The following is a 22600-nucleotide window of genomic DNA, read 5'->3' as shown; positions in this document are numbered from 1 at the left end:
CGCGCTATCCCGGAGGTTGCAGGAACGATGACTCCCCAACGTTCGTCCAGGACCAGGCGTATCGCCGGAGCGGCACTCGTCGTGGCCGCCCTCACGGCCACCGCGGCGTGCGGCGGCGGTTCGGGTGACGGCGGCAAGGGCGGGGGCAAGGGCGCCGGCTTCAACGCCGGGGCCAAGGGCGTCGCCAATCCGTCCACCAAAACCGGCGGCACACTGAAGTTCATCGGCAAACAGGATCTCGACTCCGCCGACCCGCAGCGCCAGTACTACGGGATGGCCTGGGACTTCTCCCGGTTCTACGCGCGCCAGCTGGTCTCCTACGCGACCAAGCCGGGCGCCGCGGGCGCCGAACTCGTCCCCGACCTCGCCAAGGCGAAGGGCGTCGTCTCCAACGGCGGCAAGACCTACACGTACCAGCTGCGCGACGGGATCACCTGGGAGGACGGCTCGCCGATCACCTCCAAGGACATCAAGTACGGCATCGAGCGCATCTGGGCCTCGGACGTCATCACCGGCGGCCCGCAGTATCTGCGCCAGGTCCTCGACCCGGGGGAGCAGTACAAGGGCCCGTACAAGGACACCACCCCGGACAAGCTCGGGCTGAAGGCCATCCAGACCCCGGACGACAAGACCATCGTCTTCAATCTGGCCACGCCCAACGGCGACTTCGAGCAGATGCTCGCCATGCCGTCCGGCTCCCCGGTGAAGAAGGACCGGGACACGGCGGCCAAGTACCAGCTGAAGCCGTTCTCCTCGGGGCCGTACAAGTTCCAGTCGTACACGCCGAAGAAGAGCATCGTCCTCGTCCGCAACGACAAGTGGCAGAAGGCGTCCGACCCGATCAGGCCCGCGCTGCCGGACAAGATCACCGTCACCATCAACACCAATCTCGAAGCGATCGACGAGTTGCTGATCAAGGGCGAGTACGACCTGGATCTGAACGCCACCGGCATGGCCCAGGCCGGCCGCAGCAAGGCGCTCAAGGAGCACAAGGAGAACGTCGACAACATCGAGACGAGCTTCGTCCGCTATGTCGACATCGCCACCAAGGTGGCGCCCTTCGACAACATCGAGTGCCGCAAGGCCGTCATCTACGCGACCGACTACACCTCGCTCCAGACGGTCCGCGGCGGTCCGCAGGCCGGCGGGGAGATCGCCACCAACATGCTGCCGAAGGGCATCAAGGGCGCGGACGACTACGACCCGTACGGCATCAAGGCACGGAACGGCAAGCCGGACGTCGACGCGGCGAAGTCGGCCCTGAAGGCGTGCGGCAAGCCCAACGGCTTCTCCACCAACATCAGCGCCCGGAGCAACCAGCCCAACGAGGTCCAGGCGGCCGAGGCGCTCCAGCAGTCCCTGGCGGCCGTCGGCATCAAGACCGAGGTCGAGGCGATCGACGGTGCCGAGTCCGCCAGCATCACCGGTTCGCCGACCGTGGTGAAGCAGCGCGGACTGGGGCTGGTCATGACCGGCTGGGGCCCGGACTTCCCCACCGGCCAGGGCTTCTCGCAGCCTCTCGTGGACGGCCGGTTCATCACCGGCAACGGCAACTACAACGTCTCCGAGACGGACGACCCGAAGATCAACAAGTTCTTCGACGACGCGCTGAAGGAGTCCGACCCGGAGAAGGCCGGGGGCATCTACCAGCAGATGAACCACGCCGTCTCGGATCTCGCCGTGCAGATGCCGTTCCTCTACGAGAAGAACATCACCTGGCGCAGCTCGCGGCTGACGAACGCCTACTCCACCACGGCGTACAACGGCCGCTACGACTACGTCTCCCTCGGCGTCGAGTAGCTCCCCGCCTGCCGTCCCGCACCGTCTCCCCTTTGTTCCGCCGTCTCCCACCATCGCCCAACCGCCAGTCCCGAAGGGCAGGTGATGGCCTCGGGCGGTGGCCGGGGAGCCCGATATCCGGGTTCCCCGGCCACCGCCGGGCCGCGCACAGTGCTCGCTTACGTCATCCGGCGATTGTTCGCCGTCGCCATGATGCTGATGGTCGTGACCCTGACGACCTTCGTCATCTTCTTCGTGCTCCCCAAGTGGGCCGGGTCCGATCCGGCGTATCTCTTCGCGGGCAAGCAGACCGACCCCGCCGCGATCGAGGGCATCCGGCAGAAGCTGGGCCTCGCCGATCCGGTGCTGGTGCAGTTCTGGAACTTCGTCCAGGGGCTGTTCGCCGGCCGGGAGTACGCCAACGGCGCGGATGTCACCCGGTGTCCCGCGCCCTGCTTCGGATACTCCTTCCGCACCGAGCAGGAGGTGTGGCCGCAGCTGACCGACGCCATCCCGGTCACCCTCTCGCTCGCCGGGGGAGCCTGTCTGCTCTGGGTCGTCGGAGGTGTCAGTACGGGCGTCGTCTCGGCGCTGCGCCGGGGCAGCCTGTGGGACCGGGCCGCGATGACCGCCGCGCTGGCCGGTGTCTCGCTCCCGATCTACTTCACCGGACTGCTCTCCCTGGCCGTCTTCAGCTATCAGCTGGACTGGGTCAGCGGTGAGTACGCCGCCCTGGGGGAGGATCCTGCCCAGTGGTTCCGGACGCTGATCCTGCCGTGGATCACCCTCGCCTTCCTGTACGCGGCGATGTACGCGCGGCTCACCCGCGCCACCATGCTGGAGATCATGGGGGAGGACTACATCCGCACCGCCCGCGCCAAGGGCCTCACGGAGCGGATCGTCATCGGGCGGCACGCGATGCGCTCCACCTGGACTCCCGTGCTGACCCTTCTCGGACTGGACCTCGGGGCGCTGCTGGGCGGGGCGGTGCTCACCGAGTCCACGTACAACCTGCCCGGACTCGGGCGGCTCGCGATCGAGTCCATCCAGACCAAGGATCTGCCGCTGATTCTCGGGGTGACTCTCTTCGCGGCCCTGTTCATCTGTGTCGCGAACCTCGTGGTGGACCTGCTGTACGCCGTCGTCGACCCGCGAGTGAGGATCGGATGAACCATTTCGACAAGCCCGGTGGTACGACGGGGGGCTCCGGCGGGGACGGGGCCGGTGACGACCGCCTCGGTAGTGGTGGCCGGGCGGTTGGTTCCGGGGGCCATGGTTCCGGTGAGGGTGGCCCGGAGGCCGGTTCCGGGAGTGACCGTTCCGGTGGGGGCGGCCCGGCGGGCGCCTGCGGTGACCGGTCCGGCCCGGGTGACGCCTCCGGCCGGGGCAGCTGTGCCGCAACCGACGACGACGGTCTGTTCCCGGGCGGCGGTACGGCGCCGGGCGAAGTCGCCGCGGCCGGATCGCCCCCGCCCCGCGCGTTCCTCGAAGTACGTGACCTCAAGGTCCACTTCCCCACCGACGACGGCCTGGTCAAATCGGTCGACGGCCTCAGCTTCCGGCTGGAGAAGGGGCGGACGCTCGGCATCGTCGGCGAGTCCGGCTCCGGCAAGTCCGTGACCTCACTCGGCATCATGGGCCTGCACACCGCGGGACAGTACGGCCGCCGCAGGGCGCGTATCTCCGGCGAGGTCTGGCTCGACGGCCGGGAACTGCTGAGCGCCGACCAGGACGAGGTACGCAGGCTCCGCGGCCGTGACATGGCGATGATCTTCCAGGACCCGCTCTCCGCACTCCATCCGTACTACACGATCGGCCGTCAGATCACGGAGGCGTACCGCGTCCACCACGACGTCGACAGGAAGGTCGCACGCAAGCGGGCGGTCGACATGCTCGACCGGGTGGGCATTCCGCAGCCCGACCGGCGCCTGGACAGCTACCCGCACGAGTTCTCCGGCGGGATGCGTCAGCGCGCGATGATCGCGATGGCACTGGTCAACAACCCCGAACTGCTTATCGCCGACGAGCCGACGACCGCGCTGGACGTCACGGTCCAGGCCCAGATCCTCGACCTCATCCGCGATCTCCAGCGGGAGTTCGGCTCGGCGGTCATCGTCATCACCCACGATCTGGGCGTCGTCGCCGAACTCGCCGACGACATCCTCGTGATGTACGGCGGCCGGTGCCTGGAGCGGGGGCCCGCCGAGAAGATCTTCTACGAGCCCCAGCACCCCTACACCTGGGGGCTGCTCGGCTCCATGCCGAGGATCGACCGCGACCAGACCGAACGGCTCATCCCGGTCAAGGGCTCCCCGCCCAGCCTGATCAACGTCCCCGAGGGCTGTGCCTTCAACCCCCGCTGCCCGTATGCCGATGTGCCCCGGGACAACGTGACGCGTACCCTCCGCCCCGAACTCCGCGAGGTGGGCAGCCGGCACTTCTCCGCCTGCCATATGGCGCGCGAGGAACGGACGCGGATCTGGACCGAAGAGATTGCGCCCAAGCTGTGAGTGACGATGTGAGGATCCCCCGGCAGTCGGCCGGGGAGGAGAAGGCCGCCCCGGACGCGCTGCTGAAGGTCGAGGGCCTGGTCAAGCACTTCCCCATCAGGAAGGGGCTGCTCCGGCGGCAGACCGGGGCCGTGCAGGCGGTCGACGGGCTGACCTTCGACGTACGCCCCGGCGAGACCCTGGGGGTGGTGGGCGAATCCGGCTGCGGCAAGTCGACGATGGGCCGGCTGATCACCCGGCTGCTGGAGCCGACCGGCGGCAGGATCGCGTTCGAGGGGCATGACATCACCCACCTGGGGGTCGGGGGGATGCGTCCGCTGCGGCGTGACATCCAGATGATCTTCCAGGATCCGTACTCCTCGCTGAATCCCCGCCATACGATCGGCACGATCGTCTCCGCGCCCTTCCGGCTCCAGGGCATCACGCCCGAGGTCGGGGTGAAGAAGGAGGTCCAGCGGCTGCTCGAACTGGTGGGCCTCAACCCCGAGCACTACAACCGCTATCCGCACGAGTTCTCCGGCGGCCAGCGGCAGCGCATCGGTATCGCGCGGGCCCTCGCGCTGAAGCCCCGGCTGGTGGTGGCGGACGAGCCCGTCTCCGCGCTGGACGTCTCCATCCAGGCGCAGGTGGTCAATCTCCTCGACGACCTCCAGGACGAGCTGGGGCTCACCTATGTGATCATCGCCCACGATCTGTCCGTCATCCGGCATGTCTCCGACCGGATCGCGGTGATGTACCTCGGCAAGATCGTGGAGCTGTCGGACCGCAAGGCGCTGTACGAGACCCCGATGCACCCCTACACCAAGGCGCTGCTCTCGGCGGTGCCGGTGCCCGACCCCCGGCGGCGGGGTGCCAGGAGCGAGCGGATTCTGCTCACGGGCGATGTGCCGTCGCCGATCTCCCCTCCGGCGGGCTGCCGCTTTCACACCCGGTGCTGGAAGGCCACCGAGATCTGTACCCGGCGGGAGCCGCCTCTGCTGGCCCTGCGGCCCGGCCGGCAGGTCGCCTGCCATCACCCGGAGAACGCGCCCGACCAGGCTCCCGAGGAGACCGTGCTCGAATCGGCCCGCGAGGCGATCGAGGTGGTGACGGCGGTTCCGAAGTCGGCGGTTCCGGTGGCGGGGCCCACGGCGGGCGGTACGGAGTCGGTGGGGTTGGAGGCAGGGGCTCCGGTGGCGGGGCCCCCGGTGGGCGGTTCGGAGTCGGTGGGGTCGGAGGCGGCGGTTCCAGTGGCGGGGAATCCGGCGGACGAGGCGGGGGAGGCAGAGGAGGTAGGGGAGGCGACCGCCGGGGGCGGGGAGCCGGGCGGGTCCGGTGGGTCGGACGGAGGACGCGGGGGCCGGGAGCCGGGCGGAGGGTGACGGGGGGTGACGGGCCCCGGATCCAGGAGCGGGCGGCCACGGCGGGGGCGGGGAGCGGAACCGGCACAATCGTTCGGTGTTCCAAGAACTCTTCACGCCGTCCGTCCAGCACGCGCTCGATCTCGCGGGAATCTTCGTCTTCGCGATCTCCGGCGCACTGCTCGCCGTACGCAAGAACTTCGATGTCTTCGGTATCGCGGTCCTTGCCGAGGTGACCGCGCTGGGCGGAGGGCTGCTGCGTGATCTGATCATCGGGGCCGTACCGCCGACCGCCTTCACCGATCTCGGGTACTTTCTGATGCCCCTGGTCGCGGCCGCCCTGGTCTTCTTCCTCCACCCCGAGGTCGAACGCATCCAGACCGGCGTCAATGCCTTCGACGCGGCGGGCCTCGGGCTGTTCTGTGTGACCGGTACCACCAAGGCGTACGAGTACGGTCTCGGCCTCACCTTCTCGGCGGCGCTCGGTCTCGCGACCGCCGTCGGCGGTGGTGTGCTGCGGGACGTCCTCGCCAACGAGGTCCCCTCGCTGCTGCGCTGGGACCGCGATCTCTACGCCGTTCCCGCGATCGTCGGGGCGGTGATGACCGTGCTCTTCATCCGGTTCGACACGCTGAACGCGGTAACCAGCGGGCTCGCCGCCGTGACCGCCTTCCTGCTGCGGCTGCTGGCCATGCGCTACCACTGGCGCGCGCCCCGGGCCTGGAACCGTCGCTCGTCCGCGACCGAAGAACCCTGACCGCCCCCATGCCGGTGGAGACCGCCCGCCCCGGAAGGCAGCCCGGGCGGAACGCAGACCATCCCGGAAGGTTCAACGGATGGCGGGGGCGTCCGGGAAGGTTCAACGGAAGGCGGGGGCGTCCGGGAAGGCGGTGCATCCGGGCCGGAGCAGCCATTCCAAAAAAAGCTACCGCTTAGTATCTTCTCGATGTATCGTGCCGCTATGGCACAGGCGGTTCAGGCATCCATCGGCGACAGCGAGTTCGACCGCGACACCGCGGTCACCCTGCGCTCACCCGGCGTCTACGACGCAGAACTCTCAGCGGGCTGGACGGTGCTCCAGGCGGTCAACGGCGGCTATCTCCTCGCGCTCCTCGGCCGGTCCCTGCGGGACACGCTGCCGCACCCCGACCCCTTCACCGTCTCGGCGCACTATCTGAGCGCCTCCCAGCCCGGTCCGGCGGTGATCCGCACCCAGACCATCCGCACCGGCCGCACGCTCTCCACGGGACAGGCCTCCCTCTTTCAGTACGGCGAGGACGGCACCGAGACCGAGCGCATCCGTGTCCTCGCCACCTATGGCGACCTCGACGGGCTGACCGACGAGGTGCGCACCTCCGCGAGGCCCCCGGCCATCCCGCCGTACGAGAACTGCCTCGGCCCTCAGGACGCACCCGAACCCACCTTCGCCCGCGTCTCCGCCATCACCCGGCGGCTGGACATCAAGCTCGACCCGGCCACCGTCGGCTGGGCGATCGGGGCGCCCTCCGGCAAGGGGGAGATGCGCGGCTGGTTCTCCCTCGCGGACGGCCGTGACGCGGATCCGCTCTCCCTGCTGCTGACGGTCGACGCGCTGCCCCCGACTTCGTTCGAGCTGGGCCTCAAGGGCTGGACGCCCACGGTCGAGCTGACCACCCATGTCCGCTGCCGCCCGGCTCCCGGTCCGCTCAGGGTCGCGATCACGACCCGGAATCTGGCCGGCGGCTTCCTGGAGGAGGACGCGGAGGTCTGGGACATTCGCGACCGGTTGGTCGCCCAGTCCCGCCAGCTCGCCAAGGCCCCCCGCTGACCCGTCGCCCCCGACGACGGCAGCGGCGGGCCGACCCGCTGTTCCCTCCATGCGGGCCGACCTGTCGACACCCCGGGGCGGACCCTGCCGGCACCGGGGGCCGACCCCACCGACCGTGCGAGCGGACCCCGCCGGCACCCGGGCCAAGCACAGACCCTCCCGAGGCTGGGGGCCAAGCGAGGATCGTGCCGGTGCCGATCGTGCCCGGGGCCGTGCCCATACCGGACACGAGACGATTCCGCCCCAGCCGCCCCGGGCGGTGGACGCTACACCTCGCGGCCCAGCCAGGCCGCCAGCTGTCCGTAGGCGTCCGCGCCCGCCGGCGCCTCCCGGACGGCCTCGAACGGCACCTCCCCTCCCCGGCTGCCCGCCGGCAGCGACGCCTGGGCGACCGGGAGTACGGCCTCCGCCAGTGCCTGGTCCAGCGGCAGCGGATGCCCGAGGGCCTTGGAGAGATCCCAGGTGTGGACCACCACCTCCATCACAAAGCCCCCGACCGCGGCGGCTCCCGGTACCCGGCCCCACGGCATCGTCACCTCCTGCCCGAGCCGCGCGTCGTCCGCCCACGCCCCGGCGAACCGGTGGCGGGCCTCGTCGTACGCCGCGCTCCAGCCGTCGTCCGCGACCCCCTCCACATCCAGGGGCGTCGCCGTCGCCTCGCCGCCCTCACCCACATCCGCGATCCGGTGGGCCCCGCCCACCACATGGGACAGCAGGGCCCGGACGTCGTACTCCGAACAGGGCGTGGGGTCGCCGAGCCGGTCCGGCGTCACGGTCTTCAGCACGGCCGCGAACTGTTCGGCGGCCCGCTCGTACTGGGGGCGAGGGTCGTTCATAGGTCCATCTCCTTGGTGCGCATCATCGTGTCGTACGGGCTTCGCCGAGCCCGGCCGGCCGGCGCACGGACCCTCGGGGACCCTGTCCCACCTGGTCCGTTCCAACCGGCGCAGTGGACTGTTCCCGGATAACCTGACAACTACCGTCATATTTTTCGGAGATCCTGATCCCGTGAAGTCCGAACGGCTGCTGTCGATCCTGCTGCTCCTCCAGACCCGGGGCCTCGTGCCCGCCGCCGAGCTGGCCGAACGCCTGGAGGTCTCCGTACGGACCATCTACCGCGACATCGAAGCCCTCTCCTCCTCGGGCGTTCCCGTCTACGCCGAGCGCGGCCGGCACGGCGGTATCGCGCTGCTGCCCGGCTACCGCACCGATGTCACGGGCCTCACCGAGGACGAGTCCCGCGCCCTGTTCGTGCTGGCGGCCCAGGGGGCGCACACCGACCTCGGCCTCGACGAAGCGCTCGGGTCGGCCCTGCGCAAGGTCATGGCCGCGCTGCCCGAACCGCACCGGCCCGCCGCCGAAATGACCAGCCGACGGATCCTGGTGGATCAGGCCCCCTGGCTCACCCGGCAGCCCACCGTGGACCTGAACGTTCTCAGCGCCGCGGTCTTCACCGACCGGCGGCTGCGTATCCGCTACCGCCGCCGCGGAGCGTCCGAGCCCGCCGGCTACCTCCTCGACCCCTACGGCCTGGTCGTCAAGGCGGGTGTCTGGTACCTCGTCGCCGACAAGGCGGGCTCGCCACGGCTGTTCCGCGCGGACCGGCTGGACTCCGCCAAGGTCGTCGACGAGCCCGTCCACCGCCGCCCCGGCCTGGAACTCGCCGATGTCTGGGAAACTCTCCGCGTCCGGCTCGAACAGCGCCCCCGGGAACTCCGGGTCACCGCACTCGTACGCAGTGCCAGTCTTGACCTCCTTGTACGGCTCAATGGTGTCCGCCTCACCGCCGATCCCGTCCCGGATACCGAAGACGGAGAATGGACCCGTCTCGAACTCGGTTACACCTCCCTCATGGAAACCCGCACCCTCCTCACCTTCGGCACGGACGTCGTGGTGCTCTCTCCCCCCGAGGTCCGCGAACTGCTGGCCGACACCTCCGCCGCCGTAGCCGGTCTCTACGCGGACCCCGACCCCCGGAGGACCCCACCCGGTCCCTGGCCGTCGCTGTCCTGCTGACTCCCGCAACCGCAACCGCAACCGCGCCCGCAACAGCAATCGCACCCCCACCCGGCGCCCGCAACCGCGACTGCGCCCGCAAGGGCAATCGCACCCTCACCCGGCGCCGAGCCGCGCACGCGCACCCGGCGCCGGAGCCGAGCCGTCACCCGGCCCCGGAACCGGGGCCCGGGGGCATCCCCCTGTCCACCGCCTCTCCCCGTCCGCGCCCCCCGATCCGCCTCGTAGAATCGAGGCCACCATGGCCTACCTCGATCACGCCGCGACCACTCCGATGCTGCCGGAGGCCGTTGAGGCGATGTCCGCCCAGCTGACCGTCACCGGCAACGCGTCCGCGCTCCACGCCGCCGGCCGCCGGGCCCGCCGCACCGTCGAGGAAGCGCGGGAGACCCTCGCCGAGGCCCTCGGCGCCCGGCCCAGCGAGGTGGTCTTCACCTCGGGCGGGACCGAGGCGGACAACCTCGCCGTGAAGGGCCTGTACTGGCAGCGGCGCGATGCCGACCCCGCCAGGACCCGGGTCCTGGCGAGCCCCGTCGAGCACCATGCCGTCCTCGACGCGGTGGAGTGGCTCGGCGAGCACGAGGGCGCCACCGTGGAGTACCTGCCCGTCGACGCCTACGGGCGAGTGCACCCCGATGCCCTGCGGGACGCCATCGAGCGCAACCCCGACGATGTCGCCCTCGCCACCGTGATGTGGGCCAACAACGAGATCGGCACCGTGATGCCGGTCGCCGGGCTCGCCGCCGTGGCGGCCGAGTTCGGCATCCCGCTGCACTCCGACGCCGTCCAGGCCGTCGGCCAGCTCGATGTGGCCTTCGCCGGGTCCGGGCTCGCCGCCATGACGGTCTCCGGCCACAAGATCGGCGGGCCGTACGGCATCGGCGCGCTACTCCTGGGCAGGGACCACTCCCCGGTACCGGTCCTGCACGGCGGCGGCCAGGAGCGGCATGTACGCTCCGGGACCCTGGACGCCCCCGCGATCGCAGCTTTCTCCGTGGCCGGCAAGCTGGCCGCCGAACGCCGTGAGGAGTTCGCGCGAGAGATCGGCTCCCTTCGGGACCAGCTTGTGACCGCCGTGCGCACGGCGGTCCCGGACGCGATCCTCGGTGGCGACCCCGAGGACCGGCTGCCCGCCAACGCGCACTTCACTTTCCCCGGCTGCGAGGGCGACTCTCTGCTCCTGCTCCTGGACGCACAGGGCATCGAGTGTTCCACGGGGTCGGCCTGTACGGCTGGAGTGGCCCAGCCCAGCCACGTACTTCTCGCGACCGGCACCGACCCGGACCTGGCGCGAGGGACCCTCCGCTTCACCCTCGGTCACACCTCCACCACGGCGGACGTGGAGGCGGTCGCGAAGGCGATCGGCCCGGCGGTGGAACGGGCCCGTACGGCGGGTCTGAGTTAAGCCTGACACCCCGCCTCGCCCGCCACCAGCGCCTGGCGTCCGTACGCCACAACCGGAATCGCCCCCACCAGCGCGGGCCGCGAGGGTGCCTGGCCGGACCTGCCGTCCGGCCGCCCGGCGTGCGAGGCCCACCCCGGACCCTTCCCGGGAGGTCGCCCGTCCCAGCCCCTGCCCGGATGGCGCCCGCCCCCGACCGCCCCGGACCTCGACCCGGCCCCGCCCGCTCAGCCGCCGCTTCCCCCTGGGCGCCGGCACTCCGCCCGGGGGCGGCTGCCCGCCGTCCACTCCGCGTCGGGGCCTCGCCGCCCGCCGTCTCTACTCGGCCTTGGGGCTCGCCGCCTGCCGGGCCGCCGGCACCGCTTCACGTACGAGCTTCATGTACCGGTCCCAGTCCCAGTGCGGCCCCGGATCCGTGTGGTCCGTGCCGGGCACCTCCACGTGCCCGATGATGTGCTCCCGGTCCACCGGGAGGTCGTAGCGCACGCAGATGCCCGCCGTGAGTCTCGCCGACCCCGCGTACATCGCGGCCGTGAAGTCCTGGGGCCGGTCCACGAACCCCTCGTGCTCTATGCCGATGCTGCGTTCGTTGAACCCCCGGTTGCCGGCGTGGAAGGCCACGTCCAGTTCGCGGATCATCTGGGCGACATGCCCGTCCTTGCGTACGACGTAGTGGGTCGCGGCCCCGTGCCCCGGATTCTTGAAGACCCGCAGGGCCGTTCGGTAGCTGCCCTGCACCACGTGGATGATCACCCGGTCGATGCGGTAGTCGCCGGGACGGTCCGCCAGCCGCCAGTTCGCCCGGGCGGCCGCCGTCCACTCCGCGCCGATGTGGTCCAGCTCACCTTCCTTGCGCGGCTTCGTCATTCCCGGCATCCGCCACCACAGCCGCCGCAGCTCGTCCTGGGCCAGCGCGCCACCGCCCACCAGAACGGCGGCGCCTCCGGCGAGCACCGCCCTCCTGTTGATCCGGGCCCTGCCGCCGGACCGGTCCCCCTCGCGCTTCGCATCGCTTCCCATGCGCTGTTCAACGCATACTCGCGAGCCCCCGGTTCCCCGGGCCCGTACCCTGGTAGGGCTATGACTCAGACTTCCCAGCGCCCGCTCCGTGTGCTCGCCGCCATGTCGGGCGGCGTGGACTCCGCCGTCGCCGCCGCCCGTGCCGTCGAGGCCGGACACGATGTCACGGGTGTGCATCTGGCACTCTCCGCGAACCCGCAGTCGTTCCGCACGGGCGCGCGCGGCTGCTGCACCATCGAGGACTCGCGTGACGCCCGCCGCGCCGCCGATGTCATCGGCATCCCGTTCTACGTATGGGATCTCGCCGAGCGCTTCCGTGAGGACGTCGTCGAGGACTTCATCGCGGAGTACGAGGCGGGCCGCACCCCCAACCCCTGTCTGCGCTGCAACGAGAAGATCAAGTTCGCGGCGCTGCTCGACAAGGCGCTCGCGCTCGGTTTCGACGCGGTCTGCACGGGCCACTACGCCACCGTCGTCCTCAAGGAGGACGGAAGCCGCGAGCTGCACCGCGCCAGCGACATGGCGAAGGACCAGTCGTACGTCCTCGGGGTGCTCGACGAGCGCCAGCTCGCGCACGCGATGTTTCCGCTCGGCGACACCCTCACCACCAAGGACGAGATCCGTGCGGAGGCCGAGCGCCGGGGCCTGGCCGTGGCGAAGAAGCCGGACAGCCACGACATCTGCTTCATCGCCGACGGAGACACCCAGGGCTTTCTCGCTGCGCGCCTCGGTACAGAGGAGGGCGACATCCTCGACGAGTCCGGTACGAAGGTGGGCACCCACGAGGGCGCCTTCGGCTTCACCATCGGCCAGCGCAAGGGTCTTCGCATCGGCCACCCGGCCCCCGACGGCAAGCCGCGCTACGTCCTGGACATCTCCCCGGTGAACAACACCGTGACGGTCGGTCCGGCGGCAGCCCTCGATGTCACCGGGCTCACCGCGATCCGCCCCCGCTGGTGCGGAGCCGCCCCCTCCGGCCCGGGCACGTACACCGCACAGCTGCGCGCCCACGGCGGTGAGACGGCCGTGACGGCAGCCATGGAGGGCGACGAGCTGACGGTGAACTTCAGCGAGCCGGTCCGGGGTGTGGCCCCCGGTCAGGCGATCGTGCTCTACGACGGCACCCGCGTGGTGGGCTCGGCGACCATCTCGGCGACCCGGCGGGCGGCGGCTTCCCTGGCCTGAGACTCGGCCCCCCCCCGCCCGGGCACACGGGGACCAGGACCGGGGCCGCCCGTGCGGTACACCGCCCGGCGGCTCGGACCCGTGGGCAACGGGCCCGCCCTTCACCCTCTGAAGAAGCCCTCCAGCACCGGTGCCAGCACATGTGGTGCCGCCTCGTGGGTCTGGCCCGTCAGGGTGCGGTGGCGGCCGCGGGGGAGGGCGTCGGCGATCAGTCGGGCGGCCTCACGCCTCCAGGCGGGGCTCGCGCCGCCGTCGACGATCATCACCCGCATGGCGACCTCGTGCAGCAGACAGACCGGAACCGCGCCGTCGCCCATCACCGCGCCGTCGTACGCGAGGGTGTGCGCCACCGCCTCCAGGTCGGTCCAGCCGGGGGACTGGCGCATACTCGCCACCATCTCGGGGGACATCCCGGTTTCGCCGAGGAAGTCCGCGAGAGCGTCACCGCGTCTGCCGTCCGCCAGCAACCCGTGCATCCGTGTCACGGCCGGGGAGTGCTGCCGTCCGGGTCGGGCCAGTGGGTCGAAAGGCGGCTCGTACACGGACAGCAGGCCCATGGGAACCCCCGCGGCGGCCGCCCGCAGCGCGAGAGCGCCTCCTGACGACGTGCCGTGCACACGGGCGCTGCCGCCCGCCTCGTCGATCACGGCCGCCAGATCCTCGATCTCGCGCTCCACGGCGTACGGAACGGTGTCACCGCTGCCGCCCCGGCCCCGGCGGTCGTAGGTGAAGACGCTGAAACGCGACGCGAGGAGCGCGGCGAGCGGTGCATCCGTCGCCGCCGTGCACAGGGCGCCGCCGACGAGCACCACGGAGGGGCCCTCGCCCCGCTGTTCGTACGCGATGACCGTGCCGTCCGCCGACCGGGCCTTGTTGAGCGTACGGCTCATGTTGTCCATGCGAGTGCTGACCGCGGCTCCGAGCGGAACTCATCGCCGGACGGAGAATTTCTCCGGCGGGCCGGTGCCGGACGTCGGATGCCGACATCGCCTGACAGACGAACCGTTCGGGAAGGACGAAGAGCGAGCCCGGAAGGCGGCACTGGGCATGCGGCACGGCACCGTACGGTGACGCCATGAACATCTGCGTTTTCCTCTCCGCCGCCGACCTCGACGAGCGCTACACCCGCCCCGCCCGTGAATTCGCCGAGTTGGTCGGCAAGGGTGGCCACACACTGGTCTGGGGAGGCTCCGAGAGCGGCCTGATGAAGGTCGTCGCCGACGGTGTACGGGAGACGGGCGGACGGCTCGTCGGCGTCTCCGTGGACTTCCTCTCCGCCGTGGCCCGTGCCGACGCCGACGAGATGGTCGTCGCCCGGGATCTCGCCGAGCGCAAGGCCCTGCTGCTCGCCAAGTCGGACGCCGTGGTGATCATGGTCGGCGGTACGGGAACGCTGGACGAGGCCACCGAGATCCTGGAGTTCAAGAAGCACGGCAAGCACACCAAGCCGGTCGTCCTGCTGAACACCGCGGGCTTCTACGACGGCCTGAAGGCGCAGTTCCGGCGCATGGAGGAGGAGGGCTTCCTCCCGCTTCCCCTCACCGAGCTGGTGTTCTTCGCCGAGGACGGGGTTTCGGCGCTCGCGTATCTGGAGGAGTCGGCGGGAGTGCGGTAGCGCCCAAGGGCTCGCTCGGTCGGTTTGGGCGACCGGTTCGGGGGTGCGAGCATGGCCGCCATGCCAACCCATCTGATCACGGGCGCCGGTTCCGGAATCGGCGCCTCCGTCGCGCGCCTACTCCACGAACGGGGCGACGATCTCGTCCTGCTGGCGCGTGACGCCGGGCGTGCGAAGGAACTCACCGCGCGGTACCCCGGCTCCCGGACCCTCGTCGCGGACCTCGCCGACCCCGACCGCATTTCCTGGGCGTTCTCGCACCAGCCCATGCCGGACCGGCTGGACTCCCTGCTCCACGTGGCCGGAGTCGTCGATCTCGGCCCGGTCGCCGAACTGCGGCCCCGGACCTGGCACCAGCAACTGAACACCAACCTCGTCGCACCCGCCGAGCTGACCCGGCTGATGCTGCCGCAACTGCGCGCCTCCCGGGGACACGTGGTGTTCGTGAACTCGGGCGCGGGTCTGCGGGCCCGTGCCCAGTGGAGCGCGTACGCCGCCTCCAAGCACGGCCTCAAGGCACTGGCGGACTCCCTCAGGGAGGAGGAGCACGGCAACGGGGTACGCGTCACCTCCGTCTACCCCGGGCGCACGGCCACCCCCATGCAGGCGAAGGTGCACTCCCAGGAGGGCAAGGAGTACGAACCGTCCCGCTGGATCTCCCCGGACTCGGTCGCCACCGCGATCCTCACCGCGATCGATCTGCCGCGTGACGCGGAGATCAACGATCTGACGGTACGGCCGGGACGCTGAACCTCCGGCGCGGACGCCGGTCCTCCGGGTGACCTCCGGCGTGGACGACGATCCTCCGGGAGCCGGGCGGGGCCGGCACGAGCGGGCCTCGCCGACGCGGGGCCGCCCGGACCGGCGGGCCCCTGGATCGCCCTCCGTGGGGCCGTCGAGCCGGCTCGCCCGTGTGCCGCTGCCTGCCGGGACGCCGGGACGCCGTGCTCCCGGCCGTTCGCCACCCGCCGCCGAGCCGCCGGTCGCCGAGCCACCGGCCGCCGTGGCCGGAGGGGCACGTACGCTTCCCGGGTGAGTGAGAAGACCGAGTTCAGCTGGGGCCCGGCCACCGGGGTCGGCTCCATGCCCGGCGGCGACGCACGCGAGGCCGCGAAGACCGTCACCGGGTCCTTCGAGGACTTTCCGCATCTGCCCGAACTGCCCGCCCGCGGGCCCGGCTCCGACATGATCGGGCGGACCCTGGGACTGCTCGTCGAGATGTACGCCCATGTCGAGCCGAGCGGCTGGCGCGTGAGCGACCGGCCCGGGCGTGACACCCGGCGCGCCCGCTCCCTGCTCGGCGAGGACCTCGACGCGCTTGAGGAGTTCACCCAGGGGTATGAGGGCCCGCTGAAAGTCCAGTCCGTGGGTCCCTGGACGCTCGCGGCGGCGCTGGAGCTGCGCAACGGCGAGGCCGCGCTCTCGGACCCCGGCGCCTGCCGCGATCTCGTCGGCTCGCTCGCGGAAGGACTCCGTACGCATCTGGCGGAGGTACGCCACCGGGTGCCCGGGGCCGAGGTGGTGCTCCAGCTCGACGAACCGTCGCTGACCGCCGTGCTGCGCGGGCGGATCAGGAGCGCCAGCGGATACCGCACCCACCGGGCCGTCGACCGGCAGCACGTCGAGGCCACGCTGCGGGAGGTCATCGCGGGTGAACGCGTCGTCGTCCACTCCTGTGCCGCCGATGTCCCGTTCGCCCTGCTGCGGCGGGCCGGGGCGGCGGCGATCTCCTTCGACTTCGGTCTGCTCACCGAGCGTGATGAGGAGTCGATCGGCGAGGCGGTCGAGGGCGGCACCACGCTCTTCGCGGGAGTCGTGCCCGCCACCGACACGGCATTGTCGGACCCGGCAGGTAGCGTCATGGGTGTCAGGATGCTGTGGCGCAGGCTGGGGCTGGATCCGGGGACTCTGAGCGAGTCCGTGGTGATCACACCCGACTGCGGCCTCGCGGGCGCCTCCCCGGCGTACGCACGGGCCGCGCTCGCCCACTGCGTTCGGGCCGCGAGATCACTCGCCGACAACCCTGAGTGATGGGTGATGGGGAAGATGCCGGGAAATCGGGAGGATGAGACGGTGACTGGCGAAGAGCGCACGGAGCTGCCCGCGCAGGACGACGCGGACCTGCCCGCACAGGCACGGGAGCGGCATGCCCAGCTGGCCGAAGAGGTCGAGGAGCACCGCTTCCGGTACTACGTGAAGGACCAGCCGGTCATCAGCGACGGCGAGTTCGACAGGATGCTGCGCTCCCTTGAGGAGCTGGAGGAGCGGTACCCCGCGCTGCGTACGCCCGACTCGCCGACCCAGAAGGTCGCCGGGCACTACGAGACGGACCTGACGAAGGTCGAGCACCGCGAACGCATGCTCTCCCTGGACAACGCCTTCGACGAGGACGAACTGACGGCATGGGCCGAGCGCGTCGAGCGCGATGTCGGCACCTCGGACTTCCACTTCCTGTGCGAGCTGAAGATCGACGGCCTCGCGGTCAATCTGACCTACGAGAAGGGGCGCCTGACCCGCGCGGCGACCCGGGGCGACGGCCGCGTCGGTGAGGACATCACCCCGAACATCCGCACCATCTCCGACATCCCGGAGCGGCTGCGGGGCGACAGGGTGCCCGAGCTGGTGGAGATCCGCGGCGAGGTCTTCTTCCCCATGGACAAGTTCCAGGAGCTGAACGCGAGACGGGTCGCGGCGGGCGAGCAGCCCTACGCCAACCCCCGCAACTCCGCCTCGGGATCGCTGCGCCAGAAGGACCCGAAGGTCACGGCGACCCTTCCGCTGCACATGGTGGTGCACGGAATCGGCGCTCGCACGGGCTTCGACATCGACCGTCTGTCACAGGCGTACGGCCTGCTGCGCGAGTGGGGTCTGCCCACCGCCCGCCACAACAAGGCCGTGGACTCCCTGGAAGGGGTACGGGAGTTCATCGCCCACTTCGGCGAGAACCGCCACTCCATGGAGCACGAGATCGACGGCGTCGTCGTCAAGCTCGACGAGATCCCGCTCCAGGGGCGGCTCGGCTCCACCGCCCGGGCCCCGCGCTGGGCGATCGCCTGGAAGTACGCGCCGGAGGAGGTCAACACCAAGCTCGTCAACATCCGGGTGGGCGTAGGCCGCACCGGCCGTGTCACTCCGTACGCACAGGTGGAACCGGTGAAGGTCGCCGGCTCCGAGGTGGAGTTCGCCACCCTGCACAACCAGGACGTCGTCAAGGCCAAGGGCGTGCTCATCGGCGACACCGTGGTGCTGCGCAAGGCGGGTGATGTGATTCCGGAGATCCTGGGGCCCGTCGTGGATCTGCGGGACGGCACGGAGACACCCTTCGTGATGCCCCTGGAGTGTCCCGAGTGCGGGACCGCCCTGCGGCCCATGAAGGAGGGCGACATCGATCTGCGCTGTCCCAACGCCCGCTCCTGTCCCGCCCAGTTGCGGGAGCGGCTGTTCTATCTCGCGGGCCGCAGATCCCTCGACATCGAGCACTTCGGCTATGTCGCCGCGGCGGCGCTCACCAAGCCGCTGGAGCCCTCGGATCCGCCGCTGAAGGACGAGGGGGATCTCTTCGACCTCACCGTCGAGCAGTTGCTGCCCATCAAGGCGTATGTCCTCGACCAGGACAGCGGACTGCCCAAGCGGGACCCGAAGACGGGCGAGGAGAAGATCGCGACGGTCTTCGCCAACCAGCAGGGGGAGCCCCGGAAGAACGCGGCGGCGATGCTGGAGAACATCGAAGCGGCGAAGAACCGCCCGCTCGCCCGGATCCTCACCGGGCTCTCCATCCGCCATGTGGGGCCGGTGGCGGCGGAGGCACTGGCCCGTGAGTTCCGGTCCGTCGAGCGGATCGAGCAGGCGAGCGAGGAGGAGCTGGCCGCCACCGACGGGGTCGGTGCGATCATCGCGGCCTCCCTCAAGCAGTGGTTCGCGGAGGAGTGGCACCAGGAGATCCTCCGCAAGTGGCGGGCGGCCGGGGTCCGTATGGAAGAGGAGGGCGCGGGCGAGGATCAGGGGCCCCGTCCCCTCGAAGGTCTCACCGTGGTCGTTACAGGAACGCTGGAGAACTACACCAGGGATGGCGCAAAAGAAGCCCTTCAGAGCCGTGGCGCGAAAGTGACCGGATCTGTTTCCAAGAAAACGGCGTTCGTCGTGGTCGGTGACAACCCCGGTTCCAAGTACGACAAGGCGATGCAGCTGAAGGTGCCGGTTCTGGACGAGGACGGCCTGGTGGTCCTCCTCGAACAGGGACCGGATGCGGCCCGTGAGGCCGCTGTGCCTGAGGAGGCGTGACGAAGGGGGCGTACGCGGGGCGTGGTCCGGGCTTGTACAGGGAGGCGAATGGGGCGCACAGGGAGAGAACAAGACGTCCTTCGGCCAGCGGGAACGACCGGTAACAGTCACCCGTTCAGCGCATAGCAGATGGAGAAGGGTGGCCGGGTCTCATTCGGGCAAGAGCTGTAGAGCGCTGCCCGTCGAAGCCTCCTGCCGCCTACTGTTGAGACGTGCGCCTGTCGTGCACGGCTGCGTGGTGGGATTTCAGTCGTGGTGGCATGACAACGGGAACCATCGCGAGACATCGGCACCGCCGGCTGTGAGAGGGACGGGAATGGAACCGACCGAGAGCGCCGCCCCGGTCTCACGGCCGCGTGGATTCGCGGCCCTTGCCGGCGGCCTTGCGGGCATGTCGCCGGGACTGCCCGCCGCGGGCGCCGCGCTCGTCCTCGTCACCGGGGTCGTCAGTACGGTGCGCGACGGCCGCGCGCTGTTCCCGGATTCCACACTGGGCTGGGCACTCGCCCTGCTCACCGGGATCATCGTCGGCCATCTGGTCGCCCTCGGCCGGGACCGCTGGTGGGGCGGTACCGGCTCCGGCGCGGCCCTCACCATCGCCGTCCTCCTGCTCTACGGATGGGTCCCGGCCGGACTCGTCAGCCTGGCCGTGGTCACCCTGGTCGGCGCCGCCCGACGCAACCGCTGGCGGAACGGGCTGCTGCACGGCTCCGTGGACATCCTCGGCATCGGAGCCGCGGCCCTCGTGCTCTCGTTCTTCGGGCGGGAGCCCAGCGTCGAACGGCCCTGGTCCCCACTCGACTGGGGGATCGGGGCCGTACCGGAAGTGGTCCTCGTGGCCATGACGTATCTCGCGGTCACCCGACTGCTGCTCTGGTACGTCCTGGCACCGCAGGGCGGCGGACTGCCCACCGTCGCCCGGACGGCCCTGCTGCGGCAGGGCCTTGTCGCGGTCGCGCTCCTCGGCATCGCACCGCTCATCTGCGTCGTCGCCGTCGCGCTGCCGCTGGCGCTGCCTCTCTTCGCCATACCGCTGATCGCGCTTGACTCCACCCTGTGGATCGCCAGGGCGCGGGCCGAGGAGCAGTTGCGGGACCCGCTCACCGGGCTCCCCAACCGTCAGTGGCTGCTGGAGCGGACCTGGGCGGCCCTGGAGGAGGCGGAGAGCAACGGCAGCCGTGCCGCGCTCGTCCTGATCGACCTCGACCGGTTCCGTTCCGTCAACGACACCCTCGGGCATCTCGCGGGCGACCGGCTGCTGTTGCAGATAGCGCACCGGCTGCGGCACGCCCTGCCGCGCGGTGCGGAGGCGGCACGGCTCGGGGGCGACGAGTTCGCCGTACTGCTGCCGACGGCCGACTCCATCACCAGCGCCCAGCGCATCGCCCGGCAGCTGGCGGCCGAACTGTCCTCCCCGCTCGATCTGGACGGGCTCACCCTCGTTCTGGAGGCCAGCGCCGGAGTCGCCGTCTTCCCGGAGCACGCGCTGGACGCGGAAGGGCTGCTGCGCCGCGCCGATGTGGCGATGTACCAGGCGAAGCGCGACCGCACCGGCGTCGAGGTGTACGAGTCCAAGCGTGACAGCAACACCCCGGACCGGCTGGGTCTGCTCGGAGATCTGCGCCGGGCGCTGGACGCCGGCGAGGTGGAGCTGCACTACCAGCCGAAGGTCCGCTTCGACGGCCATGTCGCGGGGCTGGAGGCACTGGTCCGCTGGGTGCACCCCGAGCGCGGCAGGGTGCCTCCCGACGAGTTCATCGCGATCGCCGAGTCCTCGGGTCTGATGCCGCACCTCACCGAGTACGTCCTGGACACGGCGCTCGGCCAGGTCGCCAAGTGGCGCGCGCAGGGGCTGAACGTGCCGGTCGCCGTGAACGTCTCCCCGCGCGATGTCCACACCCCCGGATTCGCCGGGTCCGTCGCCGCGCGCCTCGCCCGGCACGGTGTCCCGGCGGGGGCGCTCCAACTGGAGATAACCGAGCATGTGCTGCTGGAGGATCCGCAGCGTGCCGCGGACACCCTGGCCGGACTCACCGACCACGGGGTGCGGATGTCCCTCGACGACTTCGGCACGGGGTACTCCTCACTCGTCCACCTCCGCCGTCTCCCCGTCAGCGAGCTGAAGATCGACCGCTCGTTCGTCGCCCGGCTCGCCGTCGACAACCAGGACGCGGAGATCGTCCGCTGCACGGTGGACCTGGCGCACTCGCTCGGCCTCCTTGTCGTCGCGGAGGGCGTCGAGGACGACGAGACCTGGGAACGGCTGCGGGACCTCGGCTGTGACGCGGTCCAGGGCTGGCTGGTCGCCGCGGCGATGCCGCCGCAGGAGACGACGGCATGGCTGCGGGCACGGGGGGAGCGGGGCTGGCACCGCCAGCGCGAGTCGTCCCCGGCCGAGCCCGCGGCGGCACCGGCCCCGGCCCCGGCGGAGGCCGGCGAGCCCTCGGGCCAGGCGGTCCCCTGATCCAAGAAGTCCCGATGACGGGGGTCTCCGGCGGGGGCGGCGTCGCCCGCCGGGCGCGGGTCCCACACGTGCCATCCCGAGTGCCGAGTGCCGCTCCGGGGCGCGGTTGCCTGCCGGGCGCGAGTCCCATGCCGAGTGCAGGTCTCTCCCAGTCGGCCCCGCCCCGCCGGATGCGGGCCTCCAGGCAACGGCGGCGCTCGCTGGCGTGGGGCCTCCAGGTTGCGGGGGGCCTCCGGGTCGGGTGCCTCATGCCGTACGCAGGGGTCAGCCGGGCGCGGACAGCGGTTACTGGGGTCATGGGAAAGGCCGGCCGGGGCTCCGCCCGAGGGCCCTCCCCTCCGACGCCCGAGCGCCTGGTCCGGTCGACGCGAGACCGGGTAACGACGACCGTAGAGGGCCTGGTCCGGTGACCGCGGGTCCGCGTGCGACGACCTGAAGGACCGGCGTACGGGCAGTGCCGCTACGGGCCGCGGCAAGGCTCAGGAGGCGGAGAGCGCCCCTCCCAGGGCTGAGGCCGGGCCCGGACGGCCGGAGCAGGGTAGTGGCAGCAGACAGCAGACAGCAGACAGCAGGAACGGACCGGAGCCGGATGCGTCCCGGCGCACGTTCACCCGGTCCGGCAGCGCCCCCGCCGGACCCTGGGCGTCCCGCCGTACCTTCCCGAACCCGCCGGGCCCCGCCGAACCCCCGCCGTACCCTCCAGGCTCCGCAGAACCCTCCGGCACCGCAGGCCGCAGGCCGCGGGACCCGTGCCCCGCGCCTTCGCCGGGCCGCGGGGCCGTCCGTGCGGCCGTCCGCCCGACCGGCCGTTTCGTGACCATGCGGGCCCGCCCCATAGGATTGGGGCCAAACCACATTCACTCACCCCTGAGGATCGCTGCATGCCTGGCATTACGCGCGAGGAGGTCGCCCACCTCGCCCGGCTGGCACGCCTGGAACTGTCCGGCGAGGAACTCGATCACTTCGCAGGTCAGCTCGACGACATCATCGGCGCGGTCGCCCGCGTGGCCGAGGTCGCCGACCAGGACGTGCCCCCGACCTCCCATCCGCTGCCGCTGACGAATGTCATGCGCGCGGACGAGGTCCGTCCGTCGCTCACCCCCGAGCAGGCGCTCTCGGGCGCCCCGGCCCAGGAGCAGCAGCGTTTCAAGGTGCCGCAGATCCTGGGGGAGGACTAACCG

General features: G+C 71.0%; 18 protein-coding genes. 15 read left to right on the top strand and 3 right to left on the bottom strand.

Going from position 1 to position 22600, the window contains the following annotated elements; genetic code table 11:
- Window positions 1-27: 27 nt before the first annotated feature.
- The 6 genes from ACIBCM_RS31830 (at window position 28) to ACIBCM_RS31805 (ending at window position 7436) form a co-directional block, all read left to right on the top strand.
- Entirely contained in the window at window positions 28-1800 is a 1773-nt protein-coding gene (locus ACIBCM_RS31830) for an ABC transporter substrate-binding protein (RefSeq protein ID WP_399249343.1), read from the top strand.
- Window positions 1801-1950: 150 nt separating this feature from the next.
- Window positions 1951-2949, top strand: a complete 999-nt coding sequence (locus tag ACIBCM_RS31825) for an ABC transporter permease (RefSeq protein ID WP_399249341.1) — start codon at window positions 1951-1953, stop codon at window positions 2947-2949.
- Window positions 2946-4289, top strand: coding sequence for an ABC transporter ATP-binding protein (locus ACIBCM_RS31820; protein WP_399249339.1), 1344 nt, complete (start codon window positions 2946-2948; stop codon window positions 4287-4289). Before ACIBCM_RS31825 ends, ACIBCM_RS31820 begins: the two co-directional genes overlap by 4 nt.
- Window positions 4286-5650 carry an ABC transporter ATP-binding protein gene (locus ACIBCM_RS31815; RefSeq protein ID WP_399249337.1) on the top strand — a complete coding sequence of 455 codons (1365 nt, stop codon included), beginning with the start codon at window positions 4286-4288 and terminating at the stop codon, window positions 5648-5650. Before ACIBCM_RS31820 ends, ACIBCM_RS31815 begins: the two co-directional genes overlap by 4 nt.
- Window positions 5651-5726: 76 nt before the next feature.
- Window positions 5727-6386: a trimeric intracellular cation channel family protein gene (locus tag ACIBCM_RS31810; RefSeq protein ID WP_399249335.1), complete on the top strand. Its 660-nt coding sequence runs from the start codon at window positions 5727-5729 to the stop codon at window positions 6384-6386.
- 204 nt (window positions 6387-6590) lie between these two features.
- Window positions 6591-7436 carry a thioesterase family protein gene (locus tag ACIBCM_RS31805; protein WP_399249333.1) on the top strand — a complete coding sequence of 282 codons (846 nt, stop codon included), beginning with the start codon at window positions 6591-6593 and terminating at the stop codon, window positions 7434-7436.
- A gap of 266 nt (window positions 7437-7702) precedes the next feature.
- On the opposite strand, the gene ACIBCM_RS31800 is transcribed toward ACIBCM_RS31805, so the two are convergent.
- Window positions 7703-8272 (bottom strand): TIGR03086 family metal-binding protein, encoded by a 570-nt coding sequence (locus ACIBCM_RS31800; RefSeq protein ID WP_399249331.1) that lies wholly within the window; start codon window positions 8270-8272, stop codon window positions 7703-7705.
- Between the two features lie 172 nt (window positions 8273-8444).
- On the opposite strand from ACIBCM_RS31800, the gene ACIBCM_RS31795 reads away from it, so the two are divergent.
- Together ACIBCM_RS31795 and ACIBCM_RS31790 are read left to right on the top strand one after the other, a co-directional pair.
- Window positions 8445-9452, top strand: coding sequence for a helix-turn-helix transcriptional regulator (locus tag ACIBCM_RS31795; RefSeq protein ID WP_399249329.1), 1008 nt, complete (start codon window positions 8445-8447; stop codon window positions 9450-9452).
- Between the two features lie 241 nt (window positions 9453-9693).
- The gene (locus ACIBCM_RS31790; RefSeq protein ID WP_399249327.1) at window positions 9694-10857 is read left to right on the top strand and encodes a cysteine desulfurase family protein; all 1164 of its coding nucleotides are present in this window, start codon (window positions 9694-9696) and stop codon (window positions 10855-10857) included.
- A gap of 315 nt (window positions 10858-11172) precedes the next feature.
- Here the strand turns inward: ACIBCM_RS31790 and ACIBCM_RS31785 are convergent, their stop codons facing one another.
- Window positions 11173-11874 (bottom strand): N-acetylmuramoyl-L-alanine amidase, encoded by a 702-nt coding sequence (locus ACIBCM_RS31785; RefSeq protein WP_399249325.1) that lies wholly within the window; start codon window positions 11872-11874, stop codon window positions 11173-11175.
- A 60-nt stretch (window positions 11875-11934) separates the two neighbouring features.
- Between ACIBCM_RS31785 and mnmA the strand changes: the two genes are divergently transcribed.
- Window positions 11935-13059: a tRNA 2-thiouridine(34) synthase MnmA gene (mnmA, locus tag ACIBCM_RS31780; RefSeq protein WP_399249323.1), complete on the top strand. Its 1125-nt coding sequence runs from the start codon at window positions 11935-11937 to the stop codon at window positions 13057-13059.
- A 101-nt stretch (window positions 13060-13160) separates the two neighbouring features.
- On the opposite strand, the gene ACIBCM_RS31775 is transcribed toward mnmA, so the two are convergent.
- Entirely contained in the window at window positions 13161-13958 is a 798-nt protein-coding gene (locus ACIBCM_RS31775) for an alpha/beta fold hydrolase (protein ID WP_399249321.1), read from the bottom strand.
- Between the two features lie 176 nt (window positions 13959-14134).
- Between ACIBCM_RS31775 and ACIBCM_RS31770 the strand changes: the two genes are divergently transcribed.
- From ACIBCM_RS31770 to gatC, 6 genes are all read left to right on the top strand, one after another.
- Window positions 14135-14674 (top strand): TIGR00730 family Rossman fold protein, encoded by a 540-nt coding sequence (locus ACIBCM_RS31770; RefSeq protein WP_399249319.1) that lies wholly within the window; start codon window positions 14135-14137, stop codon window positions 14672-14674.
- Between the two features lie 60 nt (window positions 14675-14734).
- The gene (locus ACIBCM_RS31765) at window positions 14735-15424 is read left to right on the top strand and encodes an SDR family oxidoreductase (protein ID WP_399249371.1); all 690 of its coding nucleotides are present in this window, start codon (window positions 14735-14737) and stop codon (window positions 15422-15424) included.
- A 282-nt stretch (window positions 15425-15706) separates the two neighbouring features.
- Window positions 15707-16705 (top strand): methionine synthase, encoded by a 999-nt coding sequence (locus ACIBCM_RS31760; protein ID WP_399249318.1) that lies wholly within the window; start codon window positions 15707-15709, stop codon window positions 16703-16705.
- 15 nt (window positions 16706-16720) lie between these two features.
- A complete protein-coding gene (ligA, locus tag ACIBCM_RS31755) occupies window positions 16721-18955 on the top strand; it encodes an NAD-dependent DNA ligase LigA (RefSeq protein WP_399249316.1) in 2235 nt (744 codons plus the stop codon).
- Between the two features lie 139 nt (window positions 18956-19094).
- Window positions 19095-21419 carry a putative bifunctional diguanylate cyclase/phosphodiesterase gene (locus ACIBCM_RS31750; RefSeq protein WP_399249314.1) on the top strand — a complete coding sequence of 775 codons (2325 nt, stop codon included), beginning with the start codon at window positions 19095-19097 and terminating at the stop codon, window positions 21417-21419.
- A gap of 881 nt (window positions 21420-22300) precedes the next feature.
- On the top strand, window positions 22301-22597 hold the full coding sequence (gene gatC / locus ACIBCM_RS31745) for an Asp-tRNA(Asn)/Glu-tRNA(Gln) amidotransferase subunit GatC (RefSeq protein ID WP_018845281.1): 297 nt from the start codon (window positions 22301-22303) through the stop codon (window positions 22595-22597).
- Window positions 22598-22600: the final 3 nt, after the last annotated feature.

This window comes from Streptomyces sp. NPDC051018, assembly GCF_044456085.1.
Taxonomy (GTDB): domain Bacteria; phylum Actinomycetota; class Actinomycetes; order Streptomycetales; family Streptomycetaceae; genus Streptomyces.
The sequence above is the reverse complement of the archived record's forward strand: the minus strand, read 5'-3'. Positions and strand labels throughout refer to the sequence as shown.

Bases quoted from the DNA above. Each gene is read 5' to 3' on its own strand.
- ACIBCM_RS31830 (WP_399249343.1), top strand. From the start codon at position 28: ATGACTCCCCAACGTTCGTCCAGGACCAGGCGTATCGCCGGAGCGGCA.
- ACIBCM_RS31820 (WP_399249339.1), top strand. From the start codon at position 2,946: ATGAACCATTTCGACAAGCCCGGTGGTACGACGGGGGGCTCCGGCGGG.
- ACIBCM_RS31805 (WP_399249333.1), top strand. From the start codon at position 6,591: ATGGCACAGGCGGTTCAGGCATCCATCGGCGACAGCGAGTTCGACCGC.
- ACIBCM_RS31800 (WP_399249331.1), bottom strand. From the start codon at position 8,272: ATGAACGACCCTCGCCCCCAGTACGAGCGGGCCGCCGAACAGTTCGCG.
- ACIBCM_RS31790 (WP_399249327.1), top strand. From the start codon at position 9,694: ATGGCCTACCTCGATCACGCCGCGACCACTCCGATGCTGCCGGAGGCC.
- ACIBCM_RS31785 (WP_399249325.1), bottom strand. From the start codon at position 11,874: ATGGGAAGCGATGCGAAGCGCGAGGGGGACCGGTCCGGCGGCAGGGCC.
- mnmA (WP_399249323.1), top strand. From the start codon at position 11,935: ATGACTCAGACTTCCCAGCGCCCGCTCCGTGTGCTCGCCGCCATGTCG.
- ACIBCM_RS31775 (WP_399249321.1), bottom strand. From the start codon at position 13,958: ATGGACAACATGAGCCGTACGCTCAACAAGGCCCGGTCGGCGGACGGC.
- ACIBCM_RS31770 (WP_399249319.1), top strand. From the start codon at position 14,135: ATGAACATCTGCGTTTTCCTCTCCGCCGCCGACCTCGACGAGCGCTAC.
- ACIBCM_RS31765 (WP_399249371.1), top strand. From the start codon at position 14,735: ATGCCAACCCATCTGATCACGGGCGCCGGTTCCGGAATCGGCGCCTCC.
- ligA (WP_399249316.1), top strand. From the start codon at position 16,721: ATGCCGGGAAATCGGGAGGATGAGACGGTGACTGGCGAAGAGCGCACG.
- gatC (WP_018845281.1), top strand. From the start codon at position 22,301: ATGCCTGGCATTACGCGCGAGGAGGTCGCCCACCTCGCCCGGCTGGCA.